The sequence below is a fragment of the Sphingobacterium sp. BN32 genome, from assembly GCF_030503615.1.
In the GTDB taxonomy this organism is placed as follows: domain Bacteria; phylum Bacteroidota; class Bacteroidia; order Sphingobacteriales; family Sphingobacteriaceae; genus Sphingobacterium.
In genome coordinates, this window is record NZ_CP129963.1 from 1,545,613 (window position 1) to 1,569,423 (window position 23,811).

Consider the following 23,811-nt stretch of genomic DNA (forward strand, 5'->3'; position numbering starts at 1 on the left):
AAAATATTTTTCTAATTAAATAATGTTTGTATATTTATTGTAATTTATAGGATATTTACAACCACCAAAGTATAATATTTTCATGCATATTTTAAATTAGATCAATATGGATTTTACCACTTAAATCAGTTTTAGATCGTGCGCGAGACAATCGCTAACCAAATTGAATATTGCTTTTCTTATGTTGAATGGCCGATTTCCCTAATCTGTCGGTTGTTTGCTACAAATATATTTTTGCTCAGTCTTTCACTAAATATAGGCTGATTGAAAGCTTATTTTTGTATCACTTATGGGAAATATTATCTCAGCAATAATTGAAAAAGAATTTTCTTAGAATTTTAGTGCCGTCTTTTTTCCAGGAGTTCGCTCGAAATCTGAAGTCTTCAACACGGTTTTTGAGATGATTTAAAAATTAAATAGATTATTTTGGAGTTATTGGTTGTTTTCATTCCTTTCTTATTGGCCATCATGATAAATCGGGCGTTCATACCCTTTATCATGTTGGTAACTTACAAGAAACGACTGTTTGATCCCATCGATTCTCGTAAAATTCACCATCGCATCATCCCTCGCTTAGGAGGTGTTTCATTCGCTCCGGTTCAATGCCTGCTGATGGTCATCACCATGACCTTGGTTTTCAAAACGAATTTAGTAAGCTTCGATGTTCAATCCTGGGCATTTTTGTCGCATTTTATGATGTTGATTTGTGGATTGGTGATTCTATCGATGGTCGGAATAGGGGATGATTTGATTGGAATCGACTATAAATGGAAATTTATTACGCAAATATTAGTAGCTTCCTTACTGCCTTTGTCAGGTTTATGGATAAATGATTTATATGGGGTGGGTTTGATCGTGAAGCTTCCTTTTTGGATCGGTATGCCATTGACAATATTTGTGATTGTGTTAATTATCAATGCGATCAATCTAATCGACGGTCTTGACGGACTTTGTTCAGGCTTAGTAGGTGTCAGCTGTCTGGTTCTCGGAACTTTATTTATCTATTATGGCGCTTGGGTACATGCTTTATTTGCATTTATTACCTTAGGTGTATTGATACCGTTTTTCTACTACAACGTTTTTGGAACGAAAAAGCGTCGTCGTCAGATATTTATGGGAGATACCGGGAGTATGACTTTAGGATTTTCTGTTGCATTTTTGGCGATTAGTTTTGCAATGAACAACGAATACATCAAACCATTTTCGGAGGGGGCTATTGTTGTAGCTTTTTCTACGCTTATCATACCTGTTTTTGACGTGGCGAGGGTAATGTTGGTGCGTTGGAGATTGGGACATCCTATCTTTAAACCTGATCGGAACCACTTGCACCATAAATTCTTGCGTGCGGGAATGAACCATCGCAGTGCAATGATTTCTATTATAGCTTTGGCCTTATTTTTTAGTGTTTTCAATATCGTTATGGTTGAGTATATCAGCAATAATGTCGTTATCCTATTGGATATCGTTTTATGGATTGGATTTCACTTGTTATTTAATCGTCTCGAGCGCAGGAAAGTAATTGAGAAGGCACAGTTGTATATCAATTTATTATAGAAAAAATGAACATAGCCATTATTGGTGGGTCGGGATTCGTGGGGACACAGTTGATTTCGTTGCTCCAAGCCAAACCAGATCTTCATATTAAAAATATTGATAAGCAGGATAGTAAAATCCACCATCAGATTACAAGCATTGCCAATGTTTTGGATACAGCATCTTTAAAACGTGAGCTTGCGGGATTCGATGTCGTGATTCTACTGGCGGCCGAGCATCGCGATGATGTGACGCCGACATCGTTATATTATGATGTCAATGTACAGGGAATGCGGAATACCTTGGAAGCGATGGAGCATAATGGCATTAAGCGCATTATTTTTACGAGTTCTGTTGCTGTCTATGGTTTAGATAAGCCGAATCCGACAGAAGACTCTCCAAAGGATCCATTTAATCATTATGGGATTAGTAAATGGGAAGCAGAGCAAGTGCTGGATGAGTGGAGCAAAGGGCATCAGGATTGGAACATCAATATTGTTCGTCCGACAGTGATATTTGGTGAAGGTAATCGCGGCAATGTTTTTAATTTGCTAAGCCAGATTGCGAATGGTAAATTTATGATGATCGGCAAGGGCAATAACCAAAAGTCTATGTCCTATGTCGGCAATATTATTGCATTCATCGAATTTATGCTTCTAAAAATGACAACTGGATATAACATCTATAATTATGTTGATAAACCTGATTTTACGACTAATGACTTAGTATATCATACCGGCGAAATTCTTGGTAAACAAATACCGACCACTCATATACCTTACTGGTTAGGCATGATGGGGGGATATGGTTTCGATGTACTCGCGTTTTTGACGAGGAAGAAGCTGAATATTAGTTCGGTTAGGGTGAAGAAGTTTTGTGCTGTAACAAAATACGATTCGACGAAAGCAATGGGATCGGGATTTGTTCCGCCCTATTCGTTGGAAGAAGGGTTACGAAGGATGTTGAAGGCAGAGTTTGGGAAGTAGCGAGTTTGTAAATTTCCATGGAACGTCATAGATATAAGGTAAGTGTTACTATCCCGATTTACAACGTTGAGCGTTATCTCGAGAAGTGCGTTTTAAGTTTGTTAAACCAAACCTTAAACGACATTGAGCTTATTTTTATTGATGATTGTAGTAGCGATGAAAGTTTTGCGACATTGAAATCGCTAATAGAGCAACATCACTTAAACGAAAATATTCATGTAAAGTTGCTTCAAAACACTGAAAATAAAGGTGTCGCTTCCACGAGAAATGTCGGATTAAATGCGTCCGAAGGGAAATATCTCGCAGCGGTAGATCCCGATGATTACGTCAGCACGGATATGTTCAAATTACTTTATGAAAAAGCGGAAGCAGACGGTTCTGATATCGTTTGGTGCGACTATATACATGTCTATGATGATAAGCAAGAGGTTGTCAATCAGCGATTTTCCGAAGATCCAATTGCCTGTGTTGAGGGCTTAGTTAGCGGGGCACTATTTGGCGGGATGTCGAATAAATTAATAGCGAGGGATCTTTTCTTAGCAAATAACATCAAGTTTCCAGATGGATTGAACATGTCCGAGGATCTACGAGTTTGTGTTCAATTATTTTATTTCGCTAAAAAAGTAAGTTATCTAAATTCCAGTTTGTATTACTATATTCAATATAGAAACTTAGCAATAAGCCAAGTAAATATTAAGACTTTTAAAGTGAATAAGGAATGGTTCGAAAATATCAAAGGAATTGAATCTTTCCTCAAAAAAATGAATCTCGAGAATCTACTTCCATGGGTTATGAGGTTGAAACTGATTAGTAAGACTAATTTGTTAGTGAAAGGAAAATCAGTAGAAAACTTCAAAACTTGGCGTGATTTTTTCCCAGAGAGCAATGAATATATTCAAGATACCGACTTGCCCTGGCATTATAAGTTTATTGCAGGACAAATTGTGAGTGATAAGTGGTTATTCCCGAGACTTTGGATTCGCTTAAAGGAACTTCTTAAAAAATAATGCTATGAGTTCAAAGAATGTAGTTCCAATAGTATTCAGTTTCGATGATAATTTGGTTATGCAGGCGGGCGTTTGTATGACTTCCTTACTACATCACGCGAAACCGGAGACGTTTTACGATATTTTTATCTTACATGATTCTGAGGCAAAGTTTCCATCATCGGGAATCTTAGAGAAGCTGTTTCTACAGTTTTCCGAGTTTTCGATCCAGTATGTTAATGTGGGAAGTGATTTTAGGGATGCTTTTCAGATTCGTGGTATTACGCAAGCCACCTATTATCGTCTTCTAATTCCAGACTTGATTCCGCAGTATGATAAGATTATGTATCATGATGTCGATGTTATCTTTAGGGACGATTTATCGAGCATCTATTTTGATACGGATTTGACGGGATACTATGTTGCAGGCGTTTCTACTCCCTACTCGGATATTGAACAATATTTTAACGAGAAAATACAGACTACTTCCTCTAAATACATTGCTGCTGGGGATATTATTTTCAATTCAAAAGCGATACGCGACGATAATTTGGTTGCGAAGTTCCGTGAACTGGCAAAATTGAATTGGAAATACCAGGATATGGATGTGATCAACGTGGCTTGCAAGGGGAAGATAAAATACCTTAGTCCGGGCTTTTGCGTGGTTGGAACGACCTCGGAAATCCTCAAAGATCGCGATCAACAATACTATACACAGGAGGATGTTGAATATGCCCTAAAGTATGGAATTATTCATTACAACGGTCCAAAGCCTTGGAATACTTGGTGCTTGAACTTCGATATCTGGTGGGAATATTATCGGAAATCGGTTTATTTTGACCCGGAATTCTATTACAGTTTTTACAATAATAAGCTTGATGAATATGATCGGTTGCCTTTAATAAAGAGGATTAAAATTTTGCTTAGATATTTCAAAACGATGAAATAAAAATATGAGTTATCTGTTGAGCATCATTATACCTGTTTTTAAGGCTGAATCATTTATTAAGAAATGTGCACATTCCTTGATGCAACAGTCCTTGAGAGACTTGCAATTTATCTTTGTCGATGATAAGGGCAATGATGAAAGCATTTCTATACTTAAGGAAGTAATTTCGGAATATCCAGCACGAGCAAATGATGTCTTAATTTTGGAGAACTCTGAGAATTTGGGAGCCTCAGAATCGAGAAACCTGGGTCTGCAATATGCTGAAGGTAACTATGTTACTTTTTGCGATGCAGATGACTGGATTGATACCGACGCGACAGAAACACTTATAAAGCATATATTGGCTCTTAATGTCGACATATTGTGGACTGATTTTTTCCTTTCTCATCGCTCGACCGAATCTGTTCAAACTCAGCGCTGTGTCGAGACCCCGGAGCAATGCGTTAAAGCCTTATTGGAGGAACGACTGCATGGGGCACTATGGAATAAAATCTATAGAAAGGAATTATTTGATTCCAACAATATCAGATTTCCTTCAGGAAGAGATGTATGGGAAGATTTATATACGAATGTTCGACTCTTTTACTTCGCGCAGAAAGTCGCTTATCTTCCTCGGGCATTTTATCACTACGTACAATACAACAGCGCATCGTTAGCTACAATACGAAATGAAAAGCAGCTCGCTGATATTATTGCCAATACGCAATCAACAATCGATTTCCTCCATGATGTGGGTGCGGAAGAGCCGTTTAAAGATCAAATCCAAATCCTTAAACTTGCCTCCAAGCAGACTTTATTGTTCTCGACAGATAGGAAATCATTTCGGAAGTGGAGGGAGCTATATCCAGAATCGAATGATGATATTTTGCGTTTTAAACAATTGCCATTGCATCTGCGTTTTTTAGGCAAAGCAGCATCGATGAAGTTGTGGCCGTTAATCGATGCTTGGATATTCATGAAGCGAGCTAAGAATATTTTTAGTAAGTCTGGAAACATTGCGGGTTAAGGCTTCAAAAAAACAGAGTAAAACATTAGAAGAAATAATACGAATAATTAGATGAAAAACGTAGCGGTATTAATGACTGTATTTAATAGGATTGAAAAGACATTATTATGCTTGGAAAGTCTATTTAGTGCAGCGCCAGTAGAAGGCTTAAGCTTCAAAGTTTTTATCACCGATGACGGAAGTTCCGACGGAACAAAAGAAAAAATCGCTGAGCGTTTTCCAGATCATCATATCGAGATTTTACAAGGAGATGGAAATTTATACTGGAATGGTGGGATGAATTTTTCATGGAGACATGCAATTGCCGAAGGCGGCTTTGATGGATATCTGTGGCTTAACAATGATTCTGTCGTATTCGATAATTTATGGACGGAGTTAGCTGAAGCAGATACTTATTCCAAGACGAAGTTCGGAAAAGGAGGGGTCTATATTGGCTCGACCTTAGACAGTGAATCCCAAGAATTTACTTATGGAGGTTTCGATTTTGTTAATAAGTGGACTTTACTCGATCAATTTAAAATACCTAATGGGAGCTTTCAAAACTGTGAGGCGGGCCATGGGAACATTACGTATGTTTCTGCGAATGTCGTTGAATCGGAGGGCGTTTTTTGCGATCAATATCGTCATGGCGGTGGAGATCATGATTATACATATTTAGCTTTCAAACATGGTTTTCCAGTTTTTGTGTTAAGGAATTACGTTGGATCATGCGAGAACGACCATACGCAGGTAAATGGTTCCGACTTTAAAGATTTATCACTTAAAGAACGCTTCAAGTACTTATATTCACCACTGGGATATAATTTACACAACACTTTGTTGTTTCAAAAGCGTTGTTTTCCCTATAGATACTTTCCCGTATTGGTGATGGGATATGCGAAGGCGTTATTTCCTACGCCATTTTTTGCAATTTACAAATGGTTGAGGAAGTTTTAAAATATCAATCAGTTACGAACAAACTTAGAAATGAAAACAGCATTAATTACAGGAATTACTGGTCAGGATGGTTCTTATTTAGCAGAGTTATTACTTGAAAAAGGCTATCAGGTACATGGTGTAAAAAGAAGGGCATCGTCTTTCAATACACAGCGTATCGATCATCTGTATATGGATCGACATGAGGAAAATGTTAATTTTAAGCTACATTACGGCGATCTTACGGATTCTACGAATATTATAAGGATTATTCAAGAAGTTCAACCCGATGAAATATACAATCTAGGGGCAATGTCTCATGTGAAAGTATCTTTCGATTCACCAGAGTACGTTGCGAATGTTGATGGAATTGGGACTTTGCGGATACTAGAGGCTGTAAGGATTTTAGGTTTGGAGAAGAAAACCAGAATTTATCAAGCTTCCACTTCAGAGTTGTATGGGCTTGTACAGCAAGTACCGCAGGATGAAAATACACCGTTTTACCCAAGGTCTCCCTACGGTGTAGCGAAGATTTACGGTTTTTGGATTACCAAGAATTATAGGGAAGCCTATAATTTATTTGCTTGCAACGGGATTCTTTTTAATCACGAATCACCTAGGCGAGGAGAAACTTTTGTTACTAGAAAGATTACCATGGCTGTAGCAGCCATTGCTCTGGGAAAGCAGGATTGTTTATATCTAGGTAACTTGAATGCTCAAAGGGACTGGGGCCATGCTAAAGATTACGTGGAAGCGATGTGGCGAATATTACAGCAAGATATAGCAGAAGACTATGTAATTGCTACGGGCAAAACCAATTGTGTAAGGGATTTTGTTAGGATGGCATTCGCTGAATGCGGAATTTCATTAGAATTCCAGGGGACAAATGATGAAGAGGTTGCAATTATTTCAGCATGCGATGACGCTAGATATCAATTGCCAATTGGAAAAGTGGTGGTGAAAGTAGATCCTCAATATTATCGCCCGACAGAAGTTGATCTGTTGATCGGCAATCCTGCTAAGGCTAACAATCAACTTAAATGGAAACCGAAATATGACTTAGCGGCTTTAGTTCGAGAAATGGTATCCTCCGATCTTTCACTCATAGAAGCAAAGTAATAAAAGTAGGTTCTTATGGGGTTCGATGTTTCTGTAATTATTCCAATTTTTAAAGTTGAAGCCTTTATTGAGCGCTGTGCGGTAAATTTACTCGAACAAACATTGACAGATGTTGAATTAATTTTCGTGGATGATTGCTCGCCTGATGCTAGCATGGACATTTTACACGCCGTTTTGCTGCGATATCCAGAGAAGAAAGATCATGTAAAAGTTATTAGACATGAACGCAATTTAGGTCTTCCTTCTGCAAGAAATTCAGGTTTGGCAGTCGCAACAGGAGAATATATATTCCATTGCGATAGCGATGACTGGTTAGAGAAAAACGGCTTAGAATTGCTTTATAATCATGCAGTCTCTAACGACGCTGACATCGTTTGGTGTGACTGGTTTTTATCCTTTAGTGGAAATGAGCGCTATATGAGTCAAAAGCCGACATCTGCAAATATCAATAGACTAGAAGTCATAAAAGCTATTCTTGCCGGGGCACTAAAATATAATGTTTGGAATAAGTTGGTGAGAAGGACTATCTATACAGAAAATAAAATCACTTTTCCTGACGGATTTGGGATGGGGGAAGATATGACGATGATTAAACTGTTTGTTTTTGCGAACAAAATTAGTTATTTGAATCAAGCCGTTTATCATTACGTACAATTGAATCAAGAAGCTTTTACAAAGAAAACGACAGAAGTGCATCTGGATCAAATAAAACATAATGTTGATGATACTATACGTTATCTAGAGTCCCGGATGAAGGATATACCATCGCAATATTTCCACTTTTTTAAGTTAAATGTTAAGCTACCATTTTTAATTTCTGCAGATACAAAATCCTATGAGCGATGGTTGCTTTGGTTTCCCGAGTCGAATGAATATATTGACAAAAACCCTTTATTTAATTTAAGAACGAAAATAATCCAAAAAGCAGCGATAAAAAGACAATTTTGGATTGTAAAATTATACTATCATCTTGTAATTCGATTCGTTTATGGGATAATTTACAATTAATCATTGAGCAATGAAGATTTTTGCATACATATTAGTCGCTATTATTACGAGTTGTTATTTTTTTCCTTTTGAATTTACCTTCTTAAGTGGAGTTAATACAAAACTAATTCTTGCTGCTGTTGGTCTTCCCTTCTTATTTTTCAATATGCTTCAAATGAAGGGAATCATTCTATCTAAAGAGCTAACTTTCGCATCCTTGATAGCAGTACTCTTTTCTTTGATTGGATTCTATTCAACGGACTATAATAACACAACTGACTATGCCTATGCGACATATATAATTTCAATGTGGGTTTGGTTTTCAGCGGCTTATTTTACCTGTACGCTCATTGCACTTACGCATGGATACATTTCTGTGAAATTAATTGTAAATTATTTAGCAATAATATGTGTCTTTCAGTGTGTGATTGCATTAATGATTAACTTCAATAGTACAGTTAAATTTTTTGTGGATTCTTATTTTGTATCCGGAGACGTTAAGTTTATGGATGAAGCAGAAAGACTATACGGAATTGGTGCCCTATTGGATGTAGCGGGCGGACGGTTTTCAGTCGTTCTGATGTTTATTGCGGTTCTTATCTCGACAGATAGAGATATTCGCAATAACCCTTGGACTCTTAGTTTTTATATCCTTTCATTTTTTTTAATTTCCGTAATTGGAAATATGATTGCAAGAACGACTTCGTTAGGGATGCTATTGGGAATTATCTACATTCTTTTAAAATCGCAATTAATTTCTTTAAATATCAGGTCTTCAAGTATGCGCTTGTGGAAGGTGCTTTTAGGATGGGCATTATTGCTATTGACCTTTACTACATTTTTATATAATAGCAATTTAGATGCTCGCGAATTAATGAGATTTGCGTTCGAAGGATTTTTTAATTGGGTTGAAACCGGAAAATGGGAAACACATTCCACAGACGTGCTAAAGGATATGTGGATATTCCCTGATAACTTAAAAACTTGGATTATTGGTGATGGATACTTTAATAATCCAATTAGCGGCGGATTTTATATGTCCACTGACGTTGGCTATTTAAGATTTATCTTTTATTGTGGTTTAATTGGCTTAATCGTATTCTGCTTTTATTTTATCTACCTATCTTTTTCAATGGCATCGAGGTTTCCGTATTTTCGGGATGCATTTTTTATGTTATTGATCATTGTATTTGCTATTTGGGCAAAGGTCTCAACAGACATGTTCTTAGTCTATGCGCTATTCCTTTCGATAAGTACCCCATATTTTCTTGAACATTATTATAAGAATGATATCAACTTAGAATGAAGATAGTATACTGTATTTTGGGGATCTTTAATTCTGGCGGAATGGAACGTGTTTTGGCCAATAAGGTTAACTATTTGGTCGATAGGGGATATGACGTATCGATTATCACAACTGATCAGAAAGGACGACCGGGATATTTTAATTTGGATAGCCGCATTTTGCATATTGATCTTGCAGTCAATTATACAGATGCGTTGGAAGCGAATATTATCAGCAAAAGCTTAATTTTCTCAAAAAAGAAGCGTCTACATAAGCAACTCTTAGCAGAACAATTGATGAAGCTTAAACCTGATATTACTATCTCGATGTTTGATTATGAAGCATCGTTCCTAACCGATATAAAAGATGGTAGTGCTAAAGTTTTAGAAATTCACTTTTCGCGATTTAAGCGCATACAATATGGGAGGAAGGGTGTTTTAGGATTGATTGACCGGTATCTCAGTCTGAGAGACAAACAAATAGCAAAAAAGTATAAGCGTTTTGTCGTGTTGACTCATGAAGACAAGGGATATTGGGGCAAAATGAGCAATATTGAGGTGATACCGAATGCGAACAGTTTCGAGCCAAATGATATCTCGAATCTTTCGTCAAAGCGAGTTATTGCAGTTGGAAGACTTAATTACCAAAAAAGATTTGAAGATTTAATAGCGCTATGGAGGACGGTCCATTTAGAAGCGCCGGATTGGAAGCTGGAAATTTTTGGAAATGGTCCTCAAAAGAAAGAATTGCAAGCTCTAATTGATACTTATGGACTTTCAAATTCGGCAATTATACGGGAACCGGTCAAAGATATCATGAACGAATATTTGACGAGTTCCATGGTCGCCATGACATCCAGATATGAGGGGTTGCCTATGGCTCTTTTAGAAGGACAAGTCTGCGGTTTACCAATGGTTTCCTACTGCTGTAAATGTGGTCCAAAAGATATCATTATTGACGGAAAAAATGGGTTTTTAATTGATGAGGGTGATTTGGCGAACTTTTCTTCAAAGATTGTACAATTGATCAAAGATGTAGCTTTACGGAAAGAGATGGGATTACATTCGAGCCAGCTTTCGAAGAGATTTTCTGAAGAGGAGGTCATGAGTAAGTGGATTTCCTTATTTAATTCAGTCGTTTGATGCTTATGAGAAAAACAATAGTTATTTCTGCTGTCAATTTAATCCAAGCCGGAACGCTCGCAATTCTACGAGATTGTTTGTCGTTTTTATCAAAATATGCGGAAGAGCAAAATATTGAAGTAATTGCTATAGTATATGACAAAGCCCTCGTTCCTTTTGGCAACATTCGATATATTGAGAATAAGTGGCCTAAAAAACGATGGATAAATCGGCTTTGGTTTGAATATGTTACCCTCAATAAAATCTCAAAGGAACTCGGTCCGGTCGATTTATGGTTTTCTTTACATGATACCACGCCGACGGTTAAAGCTGCGCGCAGAGCTGTATATTGTCACAATTCATTTTCATTTTACAAATGGAAACTGAATGATTTAATATTTGCTCCGAAAATCGCCTTATTTGCAATATTTACTCGCTTTATCTATAGGCCGAACATAACAAAGAATAATTATTTAGTCGTTCAGCAAAACTGGTTTCGTGATGGTTTGAGCAAAATGTTTTCCATCAATCCGCGTAAAATAATTGTTTTCCCTCCCAACATCGAGCATACAAAAAGTTCTTCGCTAGAGAAAACAGCATTAACAAAACCCTACAAATTTATTTTTGCAGCTTCCCCAAATAGCCATAAGAATTTCGAAGTAATTTGTAAAGCGGTAGAGATTTTGAAACGAAAGAAGATTGATGGGTTTCAAGTTACAATCACGTTAAAAGGGACTGAAAATAGCTATGCAGAATGGCTTTACAAACAATGGGGCGATATTCCTGAGATTGATTTTAAAGGCTTTGTAAGTCCGCAGATATTAAATGATTTATATGAAGAAAGTCATTGTTTGATTTATCCCTCGAAGATAGAGTCATGGGGATTGCCCATATCAGAATTCAAGAACTTCAATCGACCCATTCTATTAGCAGACCTGCCATATGCGCATGAAACAGCTTCAGGAGCACTAAAAACATACTATTTTAGTCCTGACGATCCAGCAGATTTGGCTTCTGCAATGGAAAAACTCATCAGCAATGACGAGTCTTTTCTTGTTCCAAGCCCACAAATTTGCTATGAAGATCCAAAAGCATCTAATTGGCGGGAGCTGTTTGATATTTTGCTTAGTTAATAAATCCGTTGTTCCTTAAATAAATATGAAAATACTGCAAGTTGGTAAGTTTTATCCCATCAGGGGAGGTGTCGAAAAGGTGATGTATGATCTAACTCTAGGACTTTCTCAAAGAGAAATCCCATGTGATATGCTATGTGCAACAACGGAAGATCACCCAGGAGGAACAATAGCATTAAATACGTTTGCAAAATTATTCGTAATTCCGACAAAACTCAGTTTGGCAGCAACAAAGCTAGCGCCGGAAATGATAAGCCGATTGAGGAAAATAGCGAAAGATTACGATATCATTCATATCCACCATCCCGATCCGATGGCGTCTCTGGCGCTATTCCTTTCAGGGTATAAAGGAAAGGTAGTTCTGCATTGGCATAGCGATATTTTAAAGCAGAAGACGCTTTTAAAACTTTATAGCCCCTTGCAATCTTGGCTCATTAAACGCGCCAATGTGATTGTCGGAACTACTCCTGTATATGTGGAGCAATCTCCATTCTTAAAGAACTATCAAGACAAGATCGACTATATCCCCATTGGTATTCCTCCGGTATATGCGAACAGCGAAAATGTCAAACTGATTAAAGAGCATTATGCAGGAAAGAAAATAGTGTTCTCTTTGGGTAGACTGGTAGAATATAAGGGCTTCGAATATTTAATAAAAGCAGCGAATTATTTGACTGACGAATATGTCGTTTTAATTGGCGGGAAAGGACCGTTGCATGATGCCCTCAATCTTCTTATCGATGAGCATAGCCTGGAAGGAAAAGTGAAACTGCTTGGCTTTTTAGCAGACGAAGAAGTTCCAGATTATTTCGCAGCAGCTGATTTATTTGTCATGAGTTCAATATTAAAAACGGAGGCATTTGGGATCGTTCAGCTGGAAGCCATGGCTAGTGCAAAACCAATTGTTTCTACCACGATTCCTAGTTCGGGCGTAAGTTGGGTCAACCAAAACAAAATCTCAGGGCTAACTGTCCCGATTGAGGATGCGTCTGCAATCGCCAAAGCGATTCAATTGATACTTGCTAATGACGAATATTATGAAAAATTATCTCGAGGAAGTTTAAACAGATATCAATCATATTTCACATTAGATAACATGGTAGATAAAAGTTTACAAATATATAATCAGATTTTATCGAATTACAAGGTATAAGTAAGTTTGTTGTTCGAAATTATTCGTTTTGTCTATTCATCTACTGAAACGCTGTCTTAGGTCTGTTTTGAGCTAAACAGTTCTTGAGAAACTGCAAAGTCCAAGTTAAAACGTTTGTTCGTTAATTTCTAATATAATATGTAATTTACATGAAGTTAAGAGAAGATTTAAAGGTAAGAAACATTGGAGGGGAACACATTATTGTCGATCCAGGACAAGAGATGGTTGATCTTTCCAAAGTCTTTACTTTAAATGAAACCGCGGTTTTTTTATGGGAAAATCTAGAAGGTAAGGAATTTTCAATAGACTTCATTATTGATCTATTATTGGAGACTTTTGACTGTGATGCAGAGGTTGCCCGCAACGACGCACAACAGTTTTTAGATGACTTAAAAAAAGGCGGTTTGATCGTTGAGTAATATTGGATAAATGATCGAAGGCAAAATCTTATACGCTTTTTTTGAGTTATTGCGTAGTGGGTTATGGAATTCTCCTATAAACTATTCTGATAACTTCCCACTCTCCAAACAGGAGTGGAATACTCTTTATTTGCTTTCTATAAATCATACCGTGGACGGAATTGTTTTCGACGGTATACAGAAGCTTGATCACGAATTACAACCTCCAAAAGACATTCTAATAAACTGGTTGGTAAGAACCGAAAAAATTGAACAAAGGAACGATTGGATGAATAATATTTTGCTCGATCAAGTCGATTTCTTTAAGTCCCAAGGCCTCACACCCATACTTCTAAAAGGACAGGGTTTGGCTGATTTTTATATCAACGCTAAACGTCGTAGCTCAGGCGACATAGATTGGTATTTTGGTGATGATGCCGCCTACTTAAGTGCGAAGAATAGTTTACAAAAAAATAATTTCAAAATACAGGAGACCCCGGGCTTTAGCGCCAGCTTTTTTTGGGAAAATTGTGAAACGGAGATTCACCAAAGAATGTTTGATATTCATAACCCGTTAATACGCCATTATTTCAAGAAAATAGAGGAATCAGAGTCAGAAAATAAGTCCAGCTTTGTAATAAACAATAAAAAGGTATTCAGACCTTCGCCCATATCAAATTTGGTACAGATAAATCTCCACATCTTGAAGCATTTACTGTCGTTTGGTATTGGGATGCGGCAGCTATGCGATTCCGCGAGAGCGTATGTAAGTTTAGATAAAAAGTATGATAAGAAGCTTCTACACTCCCTTTATAGAAAAATCGGCGTGTTGAAATGGATAAATCTATTACATCTAATTCTGGTTGATAAGTTCGGTCTACCTGAAGAAATGCTTCCATTTGAACTAAATAGGCGTGCTGAATATAGTTGGATGTTGAATGATATTCTCCATGCAGGTAACTTCGGTTTTCACAATGAGGAATATAAGCTCGCTGAAAATAAAACAGGGAAACGTGCAGAAAGCAAAACTAGGATATTTTCGAATTTATTGAAATACATTAAGGTAGCTCCGCAAGAAGCGATCTCATTCCCGATTGTACATTTTTATTCCCGATTTAGCTCGTAGACAGATGCAAGCGAGTTTAAAACAGCAAATAAAATGGGCCTGGCGATTAGCCGAGGGATATAAAGGAAGGTTGTTCCTTTACTTCATCTTGGAGCTGATTGTAATCGCCTCTTCCTTGTATTTTATTCTGTTATCGAAGCAAGCCATTGATTTGGCGGTTGCCGGTGATCGCGATCAAGTGAAGACCGTTATCATTGTAGCAATTTCTGCCGTTTTGATTGGTTTGATATTAAAGAGCTATTCGAATTGGTTAAATGAGAAAACAAGGGTGGAAATGCTTATTTCTCTACAAAATAGGCTAATAAACTCGCAAATGCTGTCTACCTGGAAGTTTATCAAGAAATGGCACTCCGGCGATATCCAGCTCAGAATTAATGCAGATAGCAACGAAGTTGTTCAAATGATAGGCAATACTTTCATTGTATTCATTTTGACCTTTATACGCCTGTTGGCTTCGTTTTTTGTCCTATGGTCAATGGATCCAATGCTTGCCTTTATTATTCTTGCTATCTCGCCACTTTTAGTGTTCTCGAAGCTATATTTCAAGCGACTTCGATCGATGAATGCTAATTTGAAAAAGTTGGAAAGCTATTTCTCTCAGGTTGTTCAAGAAAACTTAAGATTTAGAATGTCCATCAGGGCACTTGGTATGCAGGCAACACGATGGAATAAGGTGGTCGATGCGCAAAAAGATATTTACGACTTAAGATCAAGCTTGCTCAATTTTTCCATTGTATCACAAGGAATCTTAAAAGCTTCAGTGAATTTTGGATTCTTATTAACTTTTGTTTGGGGAATTTATAAGCTGCTTGAGAATGAGATATCCTTCGGTATGATGACTGCCTTTCTTCAGTTAGTCGGAAGGATACAAAGTCCGGTGTTAGGAATGATGAGTTTTGTTCCCCAGTTTATTAAGTTCAGAACAGCCGTGGATCGTATTGACGAGCTCTTATTAACCGATTTGGAGGAAGAAGAACAGCCTGAAGTGCTAACTTCACTAGACTCCATTGCTATCGAATCCTTATCCTTTCGTTACGAAGACAATTTGATCGTTGATGACTTCAGTATGGAGGTTAAATCGGGTGTCCCTACAGCAATCATTGGTTCAAGCGGAAAGGGAAAAACAACACTGATACGACTTTTGCTATCATTAGTAAAACCCGATAGCGGCTCGATATCGCTTTACGCAGATGGTGTGCAAAGCCCTTTATCTAGTCGACACCGGATTAATATTGCCTATGTACCTCAAGGAGACAAGCTTTTTTCTGGTACGATTAGGGAAAATCTAATGATTCATCATGACACGTCAGCGCAGCGACTAGAGGAAGCCATCTATCTAAGTTGTGCGGAATTCGTTTATGACTTACCGGAGGGTTTGGATACCTATGTTGGCGAGTCAGGTTATGGGCTTTCCGAGGGGCAGGCGCAACGTATTGCTTTAGCCCGCAGCTTGACACGCGATTGTAAGATATGGTTATTTGATGAGGTGACATCCGCACTGGATACCGAGACCACTTCGAGACTATTAGATCGATTGATGAAAGCAGGAAAAGATAAAATAGTTATTTATGTTACACACGACTTAGCTTTGGCTAACCGATGTGAGCACGTTATTTATATGAAATAAATAATGGCGGTTTTTGAAGAAAACATTGAATGCAAATTTGATAAAATGAAAGAGTTAAAATTTGTTGTCGCGGATATTGGCATCTCGATTCGTTATCGTGGCGACCTTTCATTGGAGAGTGAACTGTACAGTTTTAAAAATTTCATAACTGCAGAGTTTGATGATAATCTGCCTATAATCTATTTTGAGCTAATCGAACAAGATTTTAAAGAAAGTAAAGACGACTATAAATTGTTAAGTGATATATCCATTGTTTGGGGAGATAACTTCAAATTTTTGGAATCTGAAGACTCATATCTAACAATTATTGATGAAGTTGAGATTAAGAATGGGAAAGTGTGGAAGATGGTAAGTGAGAAGACATTTATTCATAACAAAATTTATTTTAATCGAAACAGTCTCGTTAGTTCTTCCGCACTTAGTTGGCTGGTTATGGTGGCATTTGGACAAGCGTCACTTCGCTTCAATACCGTATTGATACATTCTTCCGTTGTTTATAATAATGAAGAAGCCGTCGCTTTTCTAGGAAAGAGTGGAACTGGAAAGAGTACGCATAGTCGACTTTGGCTAAAGCATATTGATGGCTTTAAGCTATTAAATGATGATAATCCTGCTGTTAAAATAACAGAAGAGGGAGAAGCCTACATATTTGGCACGCCGTGGAGTGGAAAGACCGTATGTTATGTAAATCAAAGTGCTAGGTTAAAGGCGATTGTTCGGCTTCAACAAGCACCATTCAACAGATTCAGTAAAAGAAAGGGCAAAGACGCCTTGATGACCTTATTGCCCAGCTTCACCGCATTACGATGGAATAAGGATATTTTTTCCAAAATGATCAGTCTGATTGAAAACATAATTACAAACGTAAATGTTGGACATCTAGAATGCTTGCCGGATGAAGATGCGGCAAAAATTAATTATGAAAGTATAACTAAATATTAATGCTATAGAAATGAATAAGAATTTATTGTTTATTGCAATTGTTTTAACCGTCTTGTTTACAGGTTGTTCTGTTGGCCAAAAGGTTATATACGTTAAGGATATGCCTGAAGCTACAGAAATACCGATAAGTTCGCAACCAGCCTTAACCGTTCAAAAAAATGATAGGTTGAGCATCATTGTGAGTGCCAAGAATCCTGAGTTAGCCGCACCGTTTAACGACGAAATGGTAGGATATTCGGTAGGTAGAGGAGGAGAGGTCTTTTCCAAAGGGACCACGACAAATAGAACGGGCGGTTATCTAGTCGACCAACAGGGGAACATTGAATTCCCAATTCTGGGGACAATTGCCGTGGAAGGAAAATCAGTTGAACAGATTAAGGATTTGATCAAGAGGCGCTTGGTCGAAGAAAAATATATCAACGATCCCATCGTCAAGGTAGAATTGACCAATATCCGAATCAGTATGGCCGGAGAAATCAATTCTAGAGGTGTTATCGAGGTGCCAGATGGTAGAATAACCCTAATTGAAGCTATTAGTAAAGCTGGTGGATTAAGCCGGAACGCTGCCTCCGATCGCATTACTGTAATTCGGGAGGAAAACGGCATGCGCAAAAAAATTATTGTAGATATCGAAAAACAAGCAATTTTCGACTCTCCAGCCTATTATTTAAAGCAAAATGATGTCGTGTTTATCGAACCTAAAGACGACGAGTCAACACCAAAAGAGGAGAGAACTTGGCGCTTAATCTCCTTCGGTTTAGGATTAGTGACAGTAGTATTAACTGTATTAAATTTCGTAAGATAGCCATCCATAATGAATACAAACAACAAGAATTTCGTCTCAAATAGCGATTCAAAATCAGTAAACATCGTTGATGTGCTCAATTACCTTTTACATTATTGGAAATGGTATTTGTTATCCATATTGGTTTTTTCAGCGTTCTTTTATTATCAGTATAGTATATCACCTTTTGTTTTCAAGAGAAGTGAGACGGTAATGATCAAAACTCCTGAAAATACACCAGCATCAAGTAGAGTTACTCGATCCTCTATGTATTATAACACAGTTAGTGTGGCGACCGAGATATTGCAGCTGAAATCGAAAGAATTGATGAGACAGACGGTAGCCGAATTGGATGCCAACATTAGTTACGTCGAAAGAAGAGGCTTACGCGATGTCGAACTATACAAGGATTCTCCAATCTTGGTTAAATTTAAAAACAGTCGCCAAAACGATGCTTATTCATTCTATGTAACTGGAATTGACAAAAATACAGTAGAACTATCGGGATTTGATCGTACATCCAAAAAAATTAATGTAAAGTTCAATACAGAGGTCGAAACTCCTGTTGGTAGATTAACCCTCTTCGCGAATGAAAACTACACAGAATATTATTTCGGCACTCAAATTAAGATTACTAAAAATAGTGTCAATGCAACAGCCGGTTACTTCCTGGGCAACCTTAGTATTAACCAAATGCAAGACGATGCTTCGTTGTTAGAAATCAGTATTCAAGATGGTTCTCCTAAAAGAGCGGATGACGTAATTACAAAACTGATCGAGGTGTATAATGCCATCACAATCGAAGATAAGAATCAAATTGCACGAAACACAGCTGATTTTATTCAAAGACGATTGACCATCATTGAAAAAGATCTGGATTCTGTTGAGTCCAATATTGAGCGACTTAAGACAAATAATCAAGGACTGGATGTAGCAACTTCAGGTGACATGTACCTTAGCGAAAGTCGTCAGTTTCAAAATGAAAAACAAAAAATTGAGACCGATATCAAGTTAGCTCAAATGATGCGCGATTACATGCGTACGTCGGAGAGAGAAAAGGATTTGATCCCAAACAATACAGGCTTAGTTGATGCCAATATTGAAACACAGATTAATGAATACAATAGTCTTCTCCTCAAGAAGAACAGATTAGAGGAGGGCAGTAGCACTGAGAACCCTATTGTTATCGAATTGAATAGGGAGTTAAACTCTATGCGATCAAACATTAATCGCGCAGTTGATAATGCAACAGAAGGGCTGAGAATAAAGCTAGGGAATGTGAATAGAGAGTACACTCGTTTAACAGGGAAAGTGATGGAGACTCCACAGAAGGAGAGAACAATGTTGTCCGTTGAACGTCAGCAAAAGGTTAAAGAGGAGTTGTACCTATTCTTATTGAATAAGCGTGAGGAAAATGCGCTTAACAAAGCGATGACGGAAAATAACATCCGTATAATAGACCCGGCAGCAGGTTCGGATGCGCCTATAGCACCGAGCAAGTTTAGGAAGTTAGCTGTGGGCATGGGGATAGGACTATTGCTACCCACGTTTATTTTACTGATGATGTTGATGCTAGATTCCAAAGTGCGCAGCAGGGCAGATTTAGAAAACAACCTTACTATTCCATTCTTAGCGGAAATACCTTTGATGCTTGACAAAAGATCGAAAACCGATGTCAAAGTTCAAGAAAACGGCAGAGACCCATTGACGGAAGCATTCCGAATCCTGAGAACCAATATCAGCTTCATGAGTCCGGACGAAGAAAACAATAAAGTGATTATGTTTTCATCTTCAAGAATCGGTGCTGGTAAGACCTTCTCGGCGTTGAATCTTTCTGCAACGCTGGCATTCTTAAACAAGAAAGTAGCAATCTTGGATTTGGATATTCGTAAAGGTACATTGAGCTCCAAGTTCAACCTGCCAGTAACAAAAGGAGTTACGCATTTTCTCGCAAACAGTGTTGTAACCTTAGATGAAATCACCTATAAAACGAATTTGGTTGACGGTTTTGATATCGATTTAATTCCAATCGGCGTACCTGCGCCAAATCCCGTGGAATTGTTATTGACGAAGAGATTGGATTCCTTGGTGGAGCAACTGAAAGAGAAATACGACTATGTCGTTATAGATAGCGTGCCTATTGAAATCGTCGCGGATGCTTATATTTCGAATCGCGTAGCCGACATGACGGTTTTCGTTATCCGTTCGGGTAATTTAGATAGACGGCAGTTGCCAAACATCGAAAAAGTATATGAGAACAAAAAGCTCAAAAACATGGCAGTCGTGCTTAACGGCGTGAAGGAAGACCCTAGATCTTACGGCTATGGATACGGTTATGGTTATGGATACGGCTACGGCTATGGCTATGACGTTAAGAAAAAAACTAGTTTCTTCGATAAACTATTTAAAAAAGCGTAAACTTTCTTTTTTTCAATAAAATCAAAGAGCTGTCCTTTTGGACAGCTCTTTGATTTTAATAATCTATTAATTTAGCAGTAAACCAATTCTAAGGTCTAAAATTTTGTGTCCGACAGCTTAGGTCTAAAACCTACAACCTCGCTATCTCTAAATAATAACTACTAGATATCAAATTCTAGTCAGTCCTCTTTCAAAGCCCTTTCAAACCCAATGTAAACCCAATACAAACCCGTATCAAAGCCCTTGTGGATTGGGGATGATTTGGGTTTGATAGGTTTTATCAAAGTCTTTTATTGCACTTAGGTCAGGCGCTGTTCATTCGGACAATGGCTAAGATTCACTACCTGCGTTTTTGCGAGTTCCGCTTCATCAATGAAGATGATGCTCGGGTTAATTTTATGTGATTTGTATTTTAAAATTAGCATTAATAGCAATAAAAAAATTACCTTTGAGTTGTTGATGATTAACTTTTGAGATTTATTTGTGTGTATATCATTGGTTTTTTAAAATTGATTTTCAAATGAGCTCCGACCTCGAATTTAACCGTAAAATGCCTTTCTCTACAAAAATAATAACTTACCGATCCCTTTTCTACATGAAAAAGTACTTCGTATCCCTACTTCTAATTTGTCTTTGTCTTCCATTGCATTCAAAAGCGATCAACGATCCAAGCGATCCCCCAAGCAAATCAACGCACAGAAATATTCGATTTAGCAATACTCAGGATTTTTGGTTCGTTGGTGCAAGCACTGGAATCGGAATCTATCTTGGTGATCACGACAAACAACTTGCGTATGAAGATCGTATCTGCCCAAAGTTTGAAATCTTTGCTGCAAAATGGTTCAATAATAGTTTTGGAGCTCGATTGAATATCGGCGGGATGGAATATAAGGGGTTGACTCAAACGAAGAGCCTTTCCACAGGAAAAATCTTTGACCCCGGGCAAAGGCTACTGCACCAAACCCTAAAGTACATTAGTGTCAATGCGGATCTCTTGATCAATATCTCGAATGATTTACTAGGTTATCAATTTGATCGAACCTATAGCTTTATTCCATATGCGACCGTAGGCGGCATCGTCGGCTTGAACCATAGCAACGAAATTAGACTTAGCCCCGGCTTTGGACTACTGCAAACCTTCCGGATAAATGATCTTATCGATATTAATCTTGACCTACGCGGAAATATACATGGCGATGGATTTGACGGAGAGTACGGGGGTAGAGATTTTGATGGAAGCTTCGCCGCGACGATGGGCATAAGCTTTAAAATCTGGTAGGGAACAAAAATAATTATTCGTCTACATTTCGATAATTCAAACGTCTTGGTACTCTTTTTGGAATAAGACTATTTTTATCTTTACCATAATTCAAACACTAAAGAAAGAATTGATTTCGTCCAAATATGAAGATCCCAAAAACTAAACTATTATTCAGCGCTGTATTCGTTGTTACTGTTTTGTTGTCCTGCAATCAGGGAAAGAAAACTGCTCCTACAGCAAATCCCAATGTCAATACATCAACGGAATACCATCCTCCTCAACCAGGCGCCAATTTAACGAGCAAAGAGGAACAGCTTAATTATTTGTTTAGTCATTATTGGGATAACTTCAATTTCAGCGATACGGCGAAGATTATCGACTCGGAATACGCGGAGCAAGCTTTTGTGAATTACCTTTCCATATTTCCCGCAGTATCTGCTGAGCAGCTGAAGGAGGGAATTACAGACTTTTTAGATCAAGCGAAGCAGGAACAAAAAGGATTCGACTATTTCAAAAAGAAATTAGATAGCTACCTTTATGATCCGAATTCGCCGATGCGTAGCGACTCGTTTTACGAGCCTGTACTCGAATATTATACCAGCTCTGATAAGATCGCTCAGGACGAAAAAGCGCGCTATAGGATACTGTTGGACCTTGTTCGTAAGAATAAAGTTGGTTCTACGGCGACTGACTTTGTTTATCAGACAAAAGGTAAAACATTTAATAAACTTCATGAGCTACAAGCTCCATTAATACTACTCATGTTTTATGAGCCCGGATGTAGCAATTGCGAGCAGGTGATAAAGGTCTTAAAAGAACAAGAATCCATCAATCAAATGATTGCCAATAAACAGATGCAGATTTTAGCCATATACCCTGAGGGAAATCTAGAGATATGGAATGACTATGCTGACAATATTCCTTCGAATTGGATTAATGCTGTGGATGAAAAGCAAGAGGTATTAAACAAAGGACTTTATGACCTTAAGGCTTCTCCAACAATTTATCTTTTAGACAAGGATAAAAAAGTGATCCTGAAAGATACTGATCTGAATGCTTTAGGAAATTATTTAGCGTCCCAGGGTTTATAGGCTTCACATATTTTTTCCTCTATTTTAGAACCGTCGATAAACGTAATATCTAAAATAGAGGAATGATTCAAAATACGATTCGAGGTATCAGTAAATATTAGACAATTACTTCGGTGTCCTTTTGCAATTTCTCTTGACTGATTAAGTGATGCAGCACCTCGGTCGACAGACCATGTAGCACGAGACGGAAACCTGCGCCATAGGTTGGCAAAGGTATCATCGGGTGTTTGTTATTTAACGCCACCAGTTTCTCCGGGCATCGCATGATCGTCGCCGCATACACGCCAATAACTTCATCTAACTGCAATGAATTGGAAGCTCGCCAAAAGTCATTATCCGTTAAAAAGAACTGATAGACAGGCGTGAAGATCTCAATTGCAGAGGATAAATCCAATATATTGGTCCATCCATCCCTAAATTCCTCAAATGGAATAGGTTGGCTACCTATCGCCGAAAAATCCGGATGCTCCACCGGATGAATTGTTAACCCCTGTTCTTGTATCGCCTTGTTTAAATTGATGATGAAATTATAAAGGTTCAGATCGTGTTCTAAAAACAAATTATCTTTCACCGCCTCGATAGAAAGCGGTTTTAATGGGTTCATTGGAATGTTTTCTGCGCCTTCAACATTATCTTTAATGAAGCGTAGGACTTCCGATCCTAAATAAAAATGCCGTAAAATCAGGAAGTTTGCCTCGGGCGAAACCCAGTATTTCATGCCCCAATACAAAAATCGATGCAGCGTCTTTGGCGCATTGATGAGGTTGGGAGCAACTGCTTTAAAAATTTGTAATATAATGATGGTCAGGCGTCCGAAAACGCGTAGAAAGGGGAGTAGAAACTGTTTACTCTTTCTAGTTGAATCAAATAAAAACGCCGCTTTAGCGTCCTTGTTGAATGGGACGCTATTATCAAGAAACAATGCATGCCAATGACTCGGGTCACGCGGATTGTGTTCTAATCGCTCAAAATAAGAACTGTTGTGTATCAT

At 37.9% G+C, this 23,811-nt stretch carries 21 protein-coding genes; 20 read left to right on the top strand and 1 reads right to left on the bottom strand.

The genetic code is table 11. The annotated features are described in order from the left end of the window. The first annotated feature begins 498 nt into the window (after positions 1–498). The 20 genes from QYC40_RS06395 (at position 499) to QYC40_RS06490 (ending at position 22,820) form a co-directional block, all read left to right on the top strand. The gene (locus QYC40_RS06395) at positions 499–1,554 is read left to right on the top strand and encodes an MraY family glycosyltransferase (RefSeq protein ID WP_301993068.1); all 1,056 of its coding nucleotides are present in this window, start codon (positions 499–501) and stop codon (positions 1,552–1,554) included. 5 nt (positions 1,555–1,559) lie between these two features. Beyond that, a complete protein-coding gene (locus tag QYC40_RS06400) occupies positions 1,560–2,519 on the top strand; it encodes an NAD-dependent epimerase/dehydratase family protein (RefSeq protein WP_301993069.1) in 960 nt (319 codons plus the stop codon). 17 nt (positions 2,520–2,536) lie between these two features. After that, positions 2,537–3,526 (top strand): glycosyltransferase, encoded by a 990-nt coding sequence (locus tag QYC40_RS06405; RefSeq protein ID WP_301993070.1) that lies wholly within the window; start codon positions 2,537–2,539, stop codon positions 3,524–3,526. Between the two features lie 4 nt (positions 3,527–3,530). After that, entirely contained in the window at positions 3,531–4,454 is a 924-nt protein-coding gene (locus QYC40_RS06410; RefSeq protein ID WP_301993071.1) for a glycosyltransferase family 8 protein, read from the top strand. Positions 4,455–4,458: 4 nt separating this feature from the next. Then, the gene (locus QYC40_RS06415) at positions 4,459–5,460 is read left to right on the top strand and encodes a glycosyltransferase (RefSeq protein WP_301993073.1); all 1,002 of its coding nucleotides are present in this window, start codon (positions 4,459–4,461) and stop codon (positions 5,458–5,460) included. A 51-nt stretch (positions 5,461–5,511) separates the two neighbouring features. Beyond that, a complete protein-coding gene (locus QYC40_RS06420) occupies positions 5,512–6,396 on the top strand; it encodes a glycosyltransferase family 2 protein (protein WP_301993075.1) in 885 nt (294 codons plus the stop codon). Positions 6,397–6,426: 30 nt separating this feature from the next. Further along, entirely contained in the window at positions 6,427–7,494 is a 1,068-nt protein-coding gene (gene gmd, locus QYC40_RS06425) for a GDP-mannose 4,6-dehydratase (protein WP_301993076.1), read from the top strand. A gap of 15 nt (positions 7,495–7,509) precedes the next feature. Then, on the top strand, positions 7,510–8,502 hold the full coding sequence (locus QYC40_RS06430) for a glycosyltransferase family 2 protein (RefSeq protein WP_301993077.1): 993 nt from the start codon (positions 7,510–7,512) through the stop codon (positions 8,500–8,502). A gap of 10 nt (positions 8,503–8,512) precedes the next feature. Then, positions 8,513–9,787 (top strand): hypothetical protein, encoded by a 1,275-nt coding sequence (locus tag QYC40_RS06435; protein WP_301993078.1) that lies wholly within the window; start codon positions 8,513–8,515, stop codon positions 9,785–9,787. Then, positions 9,784–10,908 (top strand): glycosyltransferase family 4 protein, encoded by a 1,125-nt coding sequence (locus QYC40_RS06440; RefSeq protein ID WP_301993079.1) that lies wholly within the window; start codon positions 9,784–9,786, stop codon positions 10,906–10,908. The genes QYC40_RS06435 and QYC40_RS06440 overlap by 4 nt, the downstream gene beginning before the upstream one ends. Continuing rightward, on the top strand, positions 10,908–12,020 hold the full coding sequence (locus QYC40_RS06445; protein WP_301993080.1) for a glycosyltransferase family 1 protein: 1,113 nt from the start codon (positions 10,908–10,910) through the stop codon (positions 12,018–12,020). Before QYC40_RS06440 ends, QYC40_RS06445 begins: the two co-directional genes overlap by 1 nt. A 25-nt stretch (positions 12,021–12,045) precedes the next feature. Beyond that, entirely contained in the window at positions 12,046–13,173 is a 1,128-nt protein-coding gene (locus tag QYC40_RS06450) for a glycosyltransferase (protein WP_301993081.1), read from the top strand. 149 nt (positions 13,174–13,322) lie between these two features. After that, positions 13,323–13,592 (top strand): PqqD family protein, encoded by a 270-nt coding sequence (locus tag QYC40_RS06455; protein WP_301993082.1) that lies wholly within the window; start codon positions 13,323–13,325, stop codon positions 13,590–13,592. A 10-nt stretch (positions 13,593–13,602) separates the two neighbouring features. Then, positions 13,603–14,697 (top strand): nucleotidyltransferase family protein, encoded by a 1,095-nt coding sequence (locus QYC40_RS06460; RefSeq protein ID WP_301993083.1) that lies wholly within the window; start codon positions 13,603–13,605, stop codon positions 14,695–14,697. Between the two features lie 4 nt (positions 14,698–14,701). Beyond that, positions 14,702–16,324: an ABC transporter ATP-binding protein gene (locus tag QYC40_RS06465; RefSeq protein WP_301993084.1), complete on the top strand. Its 1,623-nt coding sequence runs from the start codon at positions 14,702–14,704 to the stop codon at positions 16,322–16,324. A gap of 3 nt (positions 16,325–16,327) precedes the next feature. After that, complete coding sequence (locus QYC40_RS06470; RefSeq protein WP_301993085.1) at positions 16,328–17,266, top strand: hypothetical protein; 939 nt, start codon at positions 16,328–16,330, stop codon at positions 17,264–17,266. Between the two features lie 10 nt (positions 17,267–17,276). Next, on the top strand, positions 17,277–18,071 hold the full coding sequence (locus tag QYC40_RS06475) for a polysaccharide biosynthesis/export family protein (RefSeq protein ID WP_301993086.1): 795 nt from the start codon (positions 17,277–17,279) through the stop codon (positions 18,069–18,071). A 9-nt stretch (positions 18,072–18,080) separates the two neighbouring features. Next, the gene (locus QYC40_RS06480) at positions 18,081–20,468 is read left to right on the top strand and encodes a tyrosine-protein kinase family protein (RefSeq protein WP_301993087.1); all 2,388 of its coding nucleotides are present in this window, start codon (positions 18,081–18,083) and stop codon (positions 20,466–20,468) included. A gap of 595 nt (positions 20,469–21,063) precedes the next feature. Beyond that, positions 21,064–21,747 carry a hypothetical protein gene (locus tag QYC40_RS06485; protein ID WP_301993088.1) on the top strand — a complete coding sequence of 228 codons (684 nt, stop codon included), beginning with the start codon at positions 21,064–21,066 and terminating at the stop codon, positions 21,745–21,747. Between the two features lie 125 nt (positions 21,748–21,872). Continuing rightward, positions 21,873–22,820, top strand: a complete 948-nt coding sequence (locus tag QYC40_RS06490; protein ID WP_301993089.1) for a DUF5106 domain-containing protein — start codon at positions 21,873–21,875, stop codon at positions 22,818–22,820. Positions 22,821–22,917: 97 nt separating this feature from the next. Here the strand turns inward: QYC40_RS06490 and QYC40_RS06495 are convergent, their stop codons facing one another. Next, positions 22,918–23,811: a hypothetical protein gene (locus QYC40_RS06495; protein ID WP_301993091.1), complete on the bottom strand. Its 894-nt coding sequence runs from the start codon at positions 23,809–23,811 to the stop codon at positions 22,918–22,920.